The organism is Trinickia dinghuensis, assembly GCF_003367175.1.
Classification (GTDB): Bacteria; Pseudomonadota; Gammaproteobacteria; order Burkholderiales; family Burkholderiaceae; genus Trinickia; species Trinickia dinghuensis.
Map to the genome: position 1 here is coordinate 81787 of NZ_QRGA01000006.1, position 13423 is coordinate 95209.

Consider the following 13423-nt stretch of genomic DNA (forward strand, 5'->3'; position numbering starts at 1 on the left):
CGCTCAATAGCGAGCTCGATCGAGCGCGAGCAGCGAGCGCACCGAGCGCATCGCCCCTTGGGCCAATCGAGCATACCCTTCGACACCCATCAACATCACTTCCTTGAACCCGGCCAGCGGCATATCGTCCACCGGCTTTTCGTCGCCGCTGAGCCAGGCATCGGCGCGGCCGAACGTGCACTGCACGAACTGGCGCTCCTGGTCGAGCGTCAGCGCTTCGAACTGCAGCCCCAAATGGCGGCCGGCAAGACGCGTGACGCGAGCCGGGAAGTGGAAGATGCGGTCGCCACGGCTCAACGTGACGTGCACCGCCAGCCCGCGGTCCAGTTCGATGTCCTCGACGGGCAACTCCAGCCCGAGCCCGCCGGTCGAATAATCGCTCGTCATGCAGGCGACGGTGGTGCCGTCGGCCAGCAGCAGCGTGGCCGGCACACGCATGGAAATGCGGTGCGTGACGCGTACCTGCTTCGCCTCGCTGGCCACGCTCACCGCCGCGCCCAGCAGCGCGAGGTTATAGATGGTCCAAACCATGTTCATGATGATCGTTGCCCCCTCGCCGTTCGGATTGAACGTGAGGCGGAAGGCACCGGCCGTGAACGCCGCGACATTCATGCCGAGCAGCACGAGATAGGGCTTCGACACGGCCCAGTCGAAGTAGCCTTCGTCCACCCGCCCGCCTTTCTCCGTCACATTGAATTTGCCGTGCTTCGGGCTGAAGAACGCGAATGTCGTCGGCAACGCGATGTACCAGGCCAGCACCGATTCGTAGACTTCGGCCCAGAACGAGTGACGGTATTGGCCTTGCATGCGCGAGTTGGCGATGTTCGAGAGGAAGATGTACGGCAGCACGTAGCTCGCGATCGTCGTCGCCGCGGCGTTGATGAAGTAGAGCTGAAAGAACAGGTACGCCATCGGCATGACGAGAAAGATCAAGCGCGGCACGCCGTAGAAGAAGTGCATCATCGCGTTGCCGTAGCACAGCCGCTGGAACAGGCCGAGGCCGCGCCCGAGAAACGGATTGTCGATGCGGAAGATCTGCGCCATGCCGCGCGCCCAGCGTGTGCGCTGTTTGATGTGTCCCGCCAAGCTTTCGGTCGCGAGGCCCGCCGCCTGCACCGTGGGCAGATACGCCGTCGTATAGCCCTTGCGGTGCAGCCGCAGCGCCGTATGCGCGTCCTCCGTCACGGTCTCGACGGCCACGCCGCCCACCGCTTCGAGCGCTTCGCGGCTGATGATCGCGCACGAGCCGCAGAAGAACGACGCGTTCCATAGATCGTTGCCGGCTTGCACGAGGCCGTAGAAGAGCTTGCCCTCGTTCGGCACCCTGTTGAACGTGCCCAGGTTGCGCTCGAACGGATCGGGCGAGAAGAAGTGATGAGGCGTCTGCACCATCGCGCATTTCGGATCGCGCAGGAACGTGCCCATCGTCGTCTGCAAGAACGAGCGCGTAGGCACGTGATCGCAATCGAAAATCGCGATGTATTCGCCGTGCGTGCGCTTGAGCGCCGCATTGATGTTGCCTGCTTTGGCGTTGCGGTTGTCGGTACGCGTCACATACTCGATGCCGGCCTCGCGCGCGAACGCTTCGAACTCGGGGCGGCGCCCGTCGTCGAGCAAATACACGCGCAGCTTCGACGACGGCCAATCGACACCTTGCGCCGCGAAGACGGCGGGACGCACGACGGCGAGCGGCTCGTTGTAAGTCGGAATGTAGATGTCGACCGTCGGCCAGGTGGACGGATCGCTCGGCAGCCGCGCGATCGTACGGTTCAGCGGCCATGCCGTCTGGATCAGACCGAACGTCATGATGAGCCACGTGTACATCTCGGCCGAGAACAACGCATAGCCGACGATCGCCTCCATCGGCGTGCGGAACGTCAGCGTTTCGGTCACGCGCCAGAGAATGTAGCGCGCCATCGCGAGCAGCGAAAGCGTCGCGAGAATCAACACGGGCAGGCGCCCGGGAAAGCGGCGCACGATCAGCGCGGCAGCGATCGTAAATGCGAAGAACTGCACTTGCCCGCCGGCCTGCAGCGGGGAAGCGCCCACGCCCATCCATAGCAGCGCGCCGAAAAACGTCACCAGCGGCAGAAGCCAGCGCACGTGGCCGATGCGCTCGGTGCCCCGCTCCATCGCATCGCTCCAACGCTGCCACGGCAATAGATCGACGAGCGCTTCGAGCCGCCGCCAGATGCCGCGCACGAAGAGCGCCGTCGGCAACAGCCAGCGCTCGATGTGATCGAACGCCTCGCGTGCGCGCGAGACATCGGGCCGCGCGCGCGGCCGCGGCGGCCGCACGAGCGCGCGCCATAGCCACGAACGAAAGCTGCGCGCGTCGAGCACGCCCCAGCGCGCGGCGAGTCCGAGAAACGCAGCGCGTGCCCAGCGTCGCGGCAGATCGGGTTTGCCGGCCCGCGGCGGCATGAACAAGAGGCGAACGAACCAATCGAGCGGCGTGCGCGACTCCGGCAGGCCAAGGCCCACGGCGATCCATTCGATCAGCCGCGTACGAGCATGGCGCACCGCGCCGGCGATCCGCGCTCTCATCGCGCTCGCTCCGAGCCGGCGCCGGCCGCCGCGCCCAACCATGCGTCGAGCCAGTTCGCGAGGCCGTGCAAGTCATGCGACGCCTGCGAATGCGGGACGTCGTCGAAGATCCATCCGCCGCGGGCCAGCGATTCGGGCACGGCCGCGTCGAAATGCACGCGATGCGCGAGTTCGAGCGCGTCGCCGACGGCGGCACGCAGCAATGCCAGCGCGTCGCGTTGCATTTCGCGTGCGGGGTTGAGCCGGTTGACGACGACTTTGACGGTGGCGTCCGTCTCGCGCAGGCTCGGGAAGCGGCGCGCCAGCGTTGCACAGGCCGCCGGCTCGGGTGGGGTCACGCACAGTACGAGATCGGCCGCCCGCACGGCCTGAGCCGCCTGCTGCGACGGGAAGCGCGCCGTATCGACGAGGACCACGCCGCGCGGCGGAAAATCGATTTGAGCGAGCGCATCGGCCAACCAATGCGGCTTCTCCGCGAGCCTGGCCTCGTACACAGCTCGTTCGGCGAGCGTCATCTCTCCATGCGGGGCGAACAGCACGCCTTCCGCATTGCGCCACGTATTGCCGCGCCAGGGCTCCGCACGTCCCGCCATCGCGTGGGCAAAGCCGGCTTGCGCGAACGTGTCCAAGCCCAGATGCGCGCCGAGCATGTTTTGCGGATCGAGATCCACCGCCGCCACCGGACGGCCGCGGCGTGCGAGCAGGACCGACATCGCAGCCGCCAAGGTGGTCCGGCCGGCACCGCCGGCGGTCGACACGAGCGCCACCGTCTTCATTGCGCGCCTCCGGGTTCGCTACGTTCGCCGTCGTCCTCGACGCGATCGAGGTCGGGCATCAAGCGCCCCCTGAGCGCGACGGGTTCGATCACGCACGGTACCGCGTCGTCCGGATTGAAGCGGCGCGCGGCCTGCAACCCGCGCCTCGCGCCGAAACGCTGCGACACGATCCAGACCGGAATCGCGAACACGATGCCGGCCCCCACACAGAGGATCAAGAACGGAATCATTTCGCACCTCCTTCGCCGCGCACCGGCATCGGCCAAGGTTCGGCACCGCGCCGGTAGGCGGGGGCGCGCGGCGGCGAGCGTTTTGCCGATGCGACGGCAGCCGTGGCGTCCGGCGCTGAACCCTCCGGCGAGCGGCGCGAGGCGGAACCGCCTCCGTTCATTTTTTCCAGCATGCTTTCGACGGCTTCGAGCTGAGCGGCCGCATCCCCGGATGACGGCGAGGACACGCTCGGCGCCTGCGCCGTCGCGCTCGCGCGCTGCGGCTCGCGCACCGGCGCCACACGAAACAGATCGCTGTAGTCGGCGATCGGCGCGCGCCGATTCGCCTCGGCCAACGCCTTCACCTCACGCTCGATACTCGCTTCGGCCAAATAGACGACCCGGTCCGACAGATGGTCGACCGGCACCGTGAAAACATGCTTGAGCGCGATGTCGGCATCGGGCAGCCGGCATGCGAACAAGAACACGTAAAGGTGCGCCGAGTCGACCGTCGCTACGTCGCCCGCGCGGCGCGGCGCGCAATACTCGAGCGCCTGCGTATGCGCGATATCGGGCAGCAGCGAGATCTTGGCCAGCACGTGCGGCAAATCGAGCACGGCGCCACGTGCGAGGACGCCCTCGATACGCTCGCAAAACGCCGCGACAGGCAGATAGCCGCGCACGTCGTCGGTCAGTGCGGCTGCCAGCGCCGCTTGGTAATCCGCCGCGACGGGCCGTGTATCGAGCTGGCCCTGCAGCGAGCGAAGCAGCGACTGAACGCGCGAGAACGGCAGCTCGCGTCCGACGATGAGGTTCGCGCCGAGACTCAGCAGCAGCAGCTCGTATTGATGACGGAGCGCCTCGCGGCGCTCGACGACGACGATCTTCAACGCTCGTCCGCACTCGCGCCGAAGCGTATGCACCGCCGCGCAAAGCGGTTCGAGCGTCGAGCGGTCGCGGTAGTCGAGCAGCACCGTGACGGCCTGCGCACCGATGCACGCGGCCACGGCGGCCTGCTGGTCGTCCACGATCTCCCATTCCGGCGGCACCCAGTTCTCGCCGCCCACGATGGCGCGCGTCGCCACGACGCGCGCCTCGTCTCGCGCCAGACGCAGCGCCGTTTGCGCCTGACTCGCAGCCATGTCGGGCGCGACGCTCAAGCCGCCGGCATCGGTGAAGCGCAGTGCGCGCGTTTCCCCGGTTGCCAACGCGCGCCCAAAGCGCCAGAAATCGACGTGCCACAGTAGCTCGCCGTGGGTACGCCCCATCCGTGCAACGCCGCCGCAAACGCCGTGGAACTCGAGATAACCGGCCTTCTGCGTGAGTTCGTCGCTCATGAAACTGTCAGCGTTCGGGTCCTCGGTCTCTTCCTGCTCGCCGCTGCCCATCTTGGACGGATCGAGGAGCAGCACGAGCGCGATCCGCCGCGCCGCGCACCAGTTCGCAAGCAAGCTGCCCTCGCGCGCGAGCGCATCGGGATCGCCCCAGGTCAGCCAGCGCTCGGCACCTTCGACCAAATACAACGCGTTCGCACGGAAACCGAACCGCTTGAGCGCGCGCAGCCCGCCGAACAAACGCGCGAACGCGACGCGTGCGCCGGGCTGCGTGCCCCCGTCGAACTCGCCGCCCTCCGTGGCTCCGAGCATCGCGAGCACGTTTAGATTGCGCGGCCAACCGCGCGCGGGGCTGCCCTCGCCGAACCCGAGTTCGCGCATGCGCGCCGCCGCTTGCGCGCGCGTGCGCGACAGCACGACCGTGACGTGGCGCGTGTGCGCCGCCTTCGCCGTGCCCCAGATCAACGCGTCGCATGCGGTGGTACGCGGCTTCGCGTAAATCGCGTAGAACTTGCCCGGCGTCAGTTGGGCGACCTCGTCGGGCAACGCGTCGATCGCGAGCCGACTGCCCGCCGGCGCGGCTGCGGCGAACGCATCGCGCACCAGGCCGCCGAAGCGTTTGGCACCCGTGCCCTCGCCCGCGGCGTCCGCGCCGACGCCGCCCGCCTCATCGGGCCGGCTCGTCTCGTCACGCTCGAATGCGGGTTCCTTGCGTTCGTCCATGGGTTAGTTAGTAACTCGAATAAAGGCTGACCGGCCGCGGCGACAGGCTCGTGTCCGGCTTGCGCGCGTCGAACGAATATCGCACGTAAACCATTCCCGAACTCGGCGCGTAATCGTGAGCATGATCGATGTCCACGCTCAAGCCCGCCACCAGGCGAGGATTGAACCGATACTCCACCACCCCGCTCACGCCGTAGGAGAAACTGAGCCCGCGCGTCGATCCGCCCGTAAAGACTTGGGTGCCGGCCAGAGTCTGCGTCGGCAGCATGTTCGGTGCGCCAGGCAGACCGTCAGGGTAATACGGCGAATTCTTTTCGTAGGAATTCGATGCGCCCACGGTCGCGGTCAGATCCCACTTGAACCCGCCGCGGCGGCCGGTCCATTCGATCGGCACGCCAAACGACAAATATCGCTGCGGGCTGTAGTAGCCGCCCTGGCCGTAGGTATAAAAGCGCAGGTTGTTCGTGTAGTGCCAATAGTTCCCGACGACGCCCGTGTTGACGCGCATGTTCTGGCCCTCGTAGACGGGCGTCGTGAAGCCCGTGCGCAGCGTCATTTCCTGATTCGATGCGACGTGGACGCCGGTCAATACGCCCGCGCCGAGCTCCGAAAACAGGCTCGTCCGGCCGATGTCGATCCCCGCATGCCAGTCGATTCCATCGCGGCGGACGCCGCCCCAGAGGGCATTGGTCCAGGGGTCGCGCAGGCCGGCGTACGAAAGCTCGCTGCTCGTCTCGGGCCGTCTCGAGGCACTGACCGAAAAACTCGCGGGGCCCGCATCGAAGCGATAGCGCACGCCGCCGACGAGGTAATGAATCGGAAAGCCGAGCGGCGTCGTGCCAACGTCGAAACGCCATGCATCGGACGTGAATCCCGTGCCGAGCGCGACGCCGTCCGCGTGCTGATGCAAGACGTAAGTGTTGGTGGGGACGTCGCCGGATTGAAACGCCGAGTAAGTCCCGAACGTCGTCTGCGCATACGGAGCCGGATTCGCGATCGACAGCGTGCCCGCGTCGAGGTGCACGGCATCGAGGTGCAGGAAGAAATGCCCCTCGTAGCGATACGGCATCTGGACGTAAATCGGAACCTGCTGCGCGTGGTAGTCGGAAATGCCCGCATCGCCCGACTTGAACGCTGGCATCCAGGCCGCTTCGATCTCGGGATCGCGGCGCTGTTCGAGATCGGCCAGCGCCGCTTGCCCCGGCGTGCCGTCCGGCGAGCGCGACACCTCGCCCGCTGCGCGCTCCTGCGCCATCGAGCGGCGGTACAGCGCCGCCGCCTTGTCGTACTCGCCGAGTTCTTCGGCCACGCGCCCCGCCTGGACCGTCACGTCGGAACGTGCGGGATAGGCCTGCTGCAGCGCATCGGTCAACTGCTCGGCCTCTTGCGTGCGGCGCAGCGCGGTCAGCCGCCGCGCGGCCGACAGACGCGTATCGACGTCGTCGGGCGGCGCCGCCTCGAGCACCTCGCGCACGATACGCAACGCGTCCGCGCGATGGCCGCTGTCTTCCTCAACCCGGGCGAGCGCCAGACGCGCGTCGGCGTCTTCGGGCGATTTCGCGAGCACCGGCGCCAGCGCCGCCCGGGCGGCGTCGTAGTGCCCCTGCGCGCGCTCGAGATCGGCCAGCTCGAGCGCATAGCGCTTGTCGCGTTTGCCCGCGGGGCTGGCCTGAGCCAAGAGGCGCCGCGCGCGCGCGTAGTCGAGCTGTTCGAGCGCGGCGTCGGTTTCGCGCAAGACCAGACGCAGCGATTGATCCTCGAGCCGCGCGCTCTGCTGCACGGTCAAATTCGGTTCGCCGCGCAGCCGCGCGAGCCAATCGGCCAACGCGTCGTTGCGTTCGGCGCTGCCGAGCAGATCGCCGTAGCGCAGTTCGACGTCGACATCGGTCTGGGTCGGATGGTTCGCCATCCAATCGCGCATGAGCGCCAGCCCTTGGTCCGGTTGGCCTTCGTCGATGAGCAGCGCACCGACCGAAGCCGTGACGTACGGGTCGTCGCCGCCCTTCGTCCTTGCAACGTCCAACGCCCGCGCCGCCGCTTCCCGATCGCCGCTCGCGAACGCGGTGCGCGCTTGGCGCAACGCCAGTTGCGCATCGATCCGGCTCGCCAGCGAGCGCATGCCTTCCGTGCGCGCATTGGGGGCGACACCGGCGAGCACGGTCTGCGCACCGGACAAATCGTCGATGGAGTTGCGGTAGAGCGCGGCGGCATAGCGCATTTCCGGCGACGCGTCCGTTGCTAGGCCATCGTCCATGACCGCGCGGCCTAGTTGAGGCAAGCCTAGGTCGCGGTAAATGCGGGCCAGCGCGAAGCGCGTCCACGGCACATCGGGCGCCAAGCGCAGCGCTTTTTCATAGTCCTCGGCCGCGGGCCCGATCTTGCCCGTCGCGACCAAGCGCTGCGCCTGCAGGATCAGGACGTCGGCACGCAGCCCGGCGAGGTCCTTGCGATCGGACTGATCGCGGAAACGTTGAGCCAGCGCGTCGAGCAGCCCCGGAATTTCGTTTTCCCGGCCCGACTCGCGCAGCAGGGTCTGCATGCTTTCGACGGCGCCCATATTCAGTTCACGGTTCGCCAGCAACTCGCGCAGCAACGGCTCGGCGGCGACCCAATCGCGCTGCGCGAGCCACGCGTCGGCGAGCTGCTGCTTGGCCTGCGCGTTCGTCGGATCGAGGGCCAGCGCGGCTTGCGCGTCGTGCTGCGCATCTTGCGCGCGCCCCGCCGCCGCGGCCTCGCGAGCCTTCGCAATCATGCCCCAGACAAGCGCCGTGCGTGCAAGACCGTCCCACTTGGCGCGATCGTCAGGGGCGAGCGCCGCGGCGCGCAGGAACAGCGCGTGCGCCTCGTCCTGGCGCCCTTCGCGCAATCGCACGAGGCCCAAGCCGCCGACGGCGTCCGCATCGCTCGCACGCGCCTTGGCCGCACGCGTGAGCAGCGTGTCCGCGGCGGGCAGATCGCCGTGCGCGAGCGCGCGCAGCCCTTGATGCTCGGCGATGTAATCGGGATTGCGCTCGAGCGTTAACTGCGCTTGACGCTCGGCGTCGAGCGTCGATGCCCGATCCTTGAACTCGGAATCGTTGGGCTCGAACACCAAGTACGCGTCGATGGCATCGCGATAGGCCGGATCCGTCCCGGCCGACTGCAGCACGCTTCGCCATGCGTTCATCGCCGCGGTGTGATCGACCTCCTGGCGCTTCGCCAGCGACCACGCGAGCCGGTTCGCTTCGGCCCGCGTCGCGCTCTTTTCGTTGAGCAGGCCGACGAGCGCGAGCGCCGCCGCCGAATCCGTCGGATCGCCGGCCACGCGCTGGCGCAGGGCCGCAACGGCTTGCGCGTATCCGGCCGGGGTGCCCGACAGGATCCGGTAGTATTCCGCGCCGAGCTCACCGGGCGGGGCACCATGCGGAAACAGGACCAGCAGCCGCCGCGTGGCCGCTTCGCTTTGCCCGCTGCGAGCCAGCAGGCGAATCGTCGCCAGCTCGTCGCGGCCGCTCGTGACCGCGCGGTATTCGTCTTCGAGCTCCAGCGTCACCGCGGCGTTGGGCTGCCGCGCCTTGAGTCGATCCAGCAGCGCCGCCGCATCGCGCGCTTTGCCGAGCCGCAAATCGATGCGAACCTCCTCGCTCAGCAGCACGGCGTCGTCGGGCGCGACCAGCCGCGCTTTTTGCACCGCTTGCAAAGCGAGGTCGTCGCGATGCTTGGCCGCCCACAGCCGCGCGGTGGCGAGCAGGCGGGCCTCGGGGGTAATCGGCTGGGCCGGGGCGGCCGAATCCGCGGCATGGCCGGGATTGGCGGCGTTGGCGGCATCCGATGCGCCCGCACCCCAGGCGCCCGGCGTCCAAGCCAACGCCGTCAGCACCGCGCATCGAACGAAAGCGGCAGCGCTATCGCGCGCGCGACCTTTCATCGCGACGGGCCCGAGCACGCCGCCCCCCATCGCACGTTGAGGGTGCCGTCGGCCTTGAAACGATAGAGCCCGTCGCGCCAACCAAGCCCGAACAGCGTCAGCACGCTGGTGTAATACCCCGGCGGATCGCGCGCGTCGAGCGACTGAACGCGCGCGGCTTGAGCGTCGGCCGCTGCCGACTGGCCGAGCGCCATGAGAAACGGCACGGCGGCGGCGGAAAAGCCCGCATTGCCTTCATTGGTCGTTTGCCCGTTCGTCGTATCGACGGACTCGTAGGGCGCGCCATGCCGGACGATGTAATCGGCGAACGGCGTCAAGCGCGCGAGCAGCTTTTTCGCGCCGGGCTGAGCCGGATCGAGCATGCCGGCCCAAAGATAGACACGGATGGCGTCGTAGCTGCCCTTGGCCTTCGTATCGGTGTCGGGCAGAAAGCCCTGTCCCGCGTGATAGCGCGCCCAATCGGGCGCGAAGCCTTGCGGTGCGGTATCGAGCAACACCGTCGACGCCGATTCCGTCAGACTTTTCCAACGCGCATCGCCCGGCAATTGCTCGGCGAGCCCTCGCAGCACCTGCAACGGCGCGTAGCTCGGGTTGACGCGCCACTCGTCGGGCGCCGGATGGAATCCCTGGGGGCCCGGCAGCAGCGTCAGGCCAAGGCCCGGCAGCGTCGCGGTTTCTTGCTCGGCGATATGCCGCGCGAGCACCGTGCCGCGCGCCGTATAGCTGCGCTCGTGCCAGAGTTCGCCCGCCTGCAGGAGTGTGTAGGCGATCCAGAGATCGGCGTCCGATGCCGGGTTCGCATCGAGCACATGCCAGTTGCCGTCCTTGTCTTTGCCCCAGAGCCAAGACGGCAAGTGGCTCGTGAGATCGCCGCTCGCCAGGTTGTTCTCGGTCCAGCGCAAGACTTCGTCGAACGTCGCGCGATCGTTCGCGACGAGAGCGAAGAACAGCGCATACGCTTGCCCTTCCGATACGGTGCGATCGTCGGCCGAGCCGACGTCGATCACGCGTCCGTCGGACGACAAAAAGCCGTGCTTGAATTGCTCCCAGCGCGGCCATGCGGGTGTGCACGCGGAAGAAGCGGAAGAAGCGGCAGGTCCGGAGGCCGCGGCCGCACTGGCTGCAACGCGTCCCGAAGCGCAGGCGGAAGCCGCCACGAGGCCGGCGGCCATGCCGCCGAGCGCCCACCGCGTCACTTTCTTCAGCGAACCCCGCTTGTCGGTGCACGCCATCCGTCAAATCCCCCGGCGCCGAGCCGACAGCTCTTGCAACGCGGTGAACGCGGCGATAGCGAGCAACAGCCCGCCGAGCGCGCCCAGCACGCCGAGCAGGACGGGGTGGCGAATCGCGCGCCCCCAGATCTGCGCGTACCACGGCACGTAGCCGACGACGTAGGTATCGCCGACGCGCATGCTCTCCACACGCCCGTCGCGAACGAGCGCGACGTCGCCTTGAACCTGAGCGACGCGATCGGGCTTCTCGAGCACGTCGAGCAAATCGGTGAGCCGTGCCGGCGAAGTGCCCGTCATCGCGACGACGCTGCGCCCGTGGCTGCCGGGTACCTCGAAGCCGAGGAGCGCGGCAATCGGACCGCTCTCGCCGAGCCGCGCGCTGCCTTCGGGCACGTGCACGCCGTCGCGCCAATATTCCTTGACCGAGAAAGCCGTGCGCGTGATCTGGCCGTTCGCGTCCGAGGTGATCGAAAGCGGCAATGCGGCTCGCCATGAAGGCGGCAGCACGCCCGACGCGCTATCGCCGATCAAGAGCAAATCCTTGTTTTGCACCTGTTGCGCTTGCCCCGCGCGGACCACTTGCACGCGCAGCGCGGGGAAGCCCGTCCACTGCCCCATGTGGCCCAGCGTCGTCAACAGCGTATCGAGGTCTTCCGGCCCCAGCCGATCGGGCACGACCACGGCCGTCTGAGAGAGGTCGGCATAGCGCGTAAACGGAAAGCCGCTGTTGGCGAAATACGCGAGGTTCGGCATCCGCGCGTAGTGAACGAAGTGCGAGAAATCGACCGTCGAATCGGGATCGACGGCGGCGCGCACCGGGTTTTGCGCGACGCCCTGGCACAGCCCCGTCTTTTGCGAGTCGAGATCGAACTTCAGCTGAAGCTGGTTCGAGCTGCCGACGCGGAAGGCCGGGATATCGAGCAGATCGGCCGCGCGCGCATCGGCGCCGCCCAGGATCGGCAACTGCAGCCGGCCCTTGCCGTCCTCGTCCTTGGCAGGCGGCAGCCGCAGCGACTTCACGAGCAAGTCGTTGATCGAAATCGAGAGGGCCGAATTGTTCTGGACCGTCGGCGCCGTGTAGCGGTATCTCAAGTCGATCGGCACACCCTGCCCGCTCCACGAATACAGATCGGCGGGCACGTGCAGATTCAGGCGAATCGCGTCGGGCCGGCTGCCCGAGACTTGCAGCTGTTTCGGGTCGTCGACGAGCTGCTTGAACGCAATCGCATGCCCGATCGGCAGCCAGTTCGGCGCATCGTAGGGCTGGCGCACGGGCCCGATGTCGACGTGTTCCACCGTCGCTTCGGAACCCGACAACGCCGCCTTGCCGAGCACGAGCGCATCCGCGGCTTGCTTGACCTCGGCGTCGGTCCGCCCCGTGACGATCAAGAGCTTCTTGTTGGGCGCGACCGGGTTGTCGGCCATGATCAGCATGGGACCGTCGACGGTGGGCAGCGTGAGGCCGGCCGGCAATTGCGCGCGCGTGCCGACGACGACCGCGTGCGAGTCGGTCGGCAACGCCGTCGACGCCGTGAACCGCGCTTGCCGGTAATCCGCGAGTTCGCCGAACCACGAAGCGAGGATACCGGCGCTCTCGAGCGTCGAATCGTCGGCCGAAGCGGGCAGCACGAACGGCAACTGCAACTGCAGCGGATCGCGCCGATCGAAAAACGGCGCGGGCAGCAAGCTCAGGTCGTTGGGCAGCTTGAGCGGCACCGTATCCAGCAGGACTTCGCTCGTGGGGCTGATGTCCGCCCAGAGCGCCGAGTTCTCCGGATCCTCGCAATGATCGAGCGTGTAATGCGCGATCAACTGCACGTTCAACTGGTTGTAGTCGGTCAGGAAGCGCGGATCGAGCGGGATGTCGCTCGTGATCATCTGACCCGCGTGCTCCTTGTCGAACGGCACGGTCGCGATCGCCTCGCCGTTGATCGATACCTTCAAATGAGAAAGCGAAAAGACCAGCGCCGGCGAATAGGTGTAGCGCAGCCGCAGCGTCGCCGCGGTGGCGACGCGATCGAGCCTCACGCCGACGTTGATCGTGCGCGTATCGTCGGGGCCGCGCAGATGAAGCGGCTCGTAAGCGCCGAGCGTCGCAAACGTGAATGTCGTAGACGAGGCCGGCTGCGCCGCGCTTGCGGCGGACGTGGGCATGGACGCTGCGCTCGGCGCCGAAGCGGCGGCCTCGGGCGCAGCAATTGACAAAGGAGTAAACAGCCAGCCGGCTAACGCTGCCGAGAAAACGCAAGTCGATAGAGCTAGTTTCTTCATTGACGGCCCGGTTCATGCCGAACGATGGTGCACCGCACGAGCGGCCCCTCTTATATCGGAAACGCGACCTTCGCGCCACCGCGCATCGTGCGGTTGCTGCTCGCTAGCACGATGCGCGCCGATTTCGGCTCATTCATATACAGCGTTTTATAGCCTGAACTTTGATCGAGGACAATTGTTTAGATTCATCCTGCCTCGATCAAATCGAATGGCCTCCCGGTGCGAAGACGAAATCACAACATACCTGCGTTCGCCCCTCAGCCTTGTCCAGCAAGGGACACGGCCGACTCCCATGGAGCACCCGCAGCATACCTCCGATTAAATACGACATCGCTTCGCGAAGCGGGTAAGAATAGCAGAGAAGTGTGACAAACTTGTCGTTTTTCAGCCGCAACGGCACCTCGTCCGTTACCGGTCAATACAT

At 67.2% G+C, this 13423-nt stretch carries 7 protein-coding genes; all 7 read right to left on the bottom strand.

Annotated elements, in window-relative coordinates; genetic code table 11:
* Positions 1–3: 3 nt before the first annotated feature.
* On the bottom strand, positions 4–2547 hold the full coding sequence (bcsA, locus tag DWV00_RS10245) for a UDP-forming cellulose synthase catalytic subunit (RefSeq protein ID WP_115533870.1): 2544 nt from the start codon (positions 2545–2547) through the stop codon (positions 4–6).
* Positions 2544–3323, bottom strand: coding sequence for a cellulose biosynthesis protein BcsQ (bcsQ, locus tag DWV00_RS10250; protein WP_115533472.1), 780 nt, complete (start codon positions 3321–3323; stop codon positions 2544–2546). Before bcsQ ends, bcsA begins: the two co-directional genes overlap by 4 nt.
* The gene (locus tag DWV00_RS10255) at positions 3320–3553 is read right to left on the bottom strand and encodes a hypothetical protein (protein ID WP_115533473.1); all 234 of its coding nucleotides are present in this window, start codon (positions 3551–3553) and stop codon (positions 3320–3322) included. Before DWV00_RS10255 ends, bcsQ begins: the two co-directional genes overlap by 4 nt.
* On the bottom strand, positions 3550–5589 hold the full coding sequence (gene bcsE, locus DWV00_RS10260) for a cellulose biosynthesis protein BcsE (RefSeq protein WP_115533474.1): 2040 nt from the start codon (positions 5587–5589) through the stop codon (positions 3550–3552). The genes DWV00_RS10255 and bcsE overlap by 4 nt, the downstream gene beginning before the upstream one ends.
* 7 nt (positions 5590–5596) lie before the next feature.
* The gene (locus DWV00_RS10265; protein WP_115533871.1) at positions 5597–9496 is read right to left on the bottom strand and encodes a cellulose synthase subunit BcsC-related outer membrane protein; all 3900 of its coding nucleotides are present in this window, start codon (positions 9494–9496) and stop codon (positions 5597–5599) included.
* A complete protein-coding gene (bcsZ, locus tag DWV00_RS10270) occupies positions 9493–10668 on the bottom strand; it encodes a cellulose synthase complex periplasmic endoglucanase BcsZ (protein WP_425452753.1) in 1176 nt (391 codons plus the stop codon). Before bcsZ ends, DWV00_RS10265 begins: the two co-directional genes overlap by 4 nt.
* 63 nt (positions 10669–10731) lie before the next feature.
* Positions 10732–12999, bottom strand: a complete 2268-nt coding sequence (bcsB, locus tag DWV00_RS10275) for a cellulose biosynthesis cyclic di-GMP-binding regulatory protein BcsB (protein WP_115533476.1) — start codon at positions 12997–12999, stop codon at positions 10732–10734.
* Positions 13000–13423 lie beyond the last annotated feature (424 nt).

Bases quoted from the DNA above. Each gene is read 5' to 3' on its own strand.
- bcsA (WP_115533870.1), bottom strand. From the start codon at position 2,547: ATGAGAGCGCGGATCGCCGGCGCGGTGCGCCATGCTCGTACGCGGCTG.
- bcsQ (WP_115533472.1), bottom strand. From the start codon at position 3,323: ATGAAGACGGTGGCGCTCGTGTCGACCGCCGGCGGTGCCGGCCGGACC.
- DWV00_RS10255 (WP_115533473.1), bottom strand. From the start codon at position 3,553: ATGATTCCGTTCTTGATCCTCTGTGTGGGGGCCGGCATCGTGTTCGCG.
- bcsE (WP_115533474.1), bottom strand. From the start codon at position 5,589: ATGGACGAACGCAAGGAACCCGCATTCGAGCGTGACGAGACGAGCCGG.
- DWV00_RS10265 (WP_115533871.1), bottom strand. From the start codon at position 9,496: ATGAAAGGTCGCGCGCGCGATAGCGCTGCCGCTTTCGTTCGATGCGCG.
- bcsZ (WP_425452753.1), bottom strand. From the start codon at position 10,668: ATGGCCGCCGGCCTCGTGGCGGCTTCCGCCTGCGCTTCGGGACGCGTT.
- bcsB (WP_115533476.1), bottom strand. From the start codon at position 12,999: ATGAAGAAACTAGCTCTATCGACTTGCGTTTTCTCGGCAGCGTTAGCC.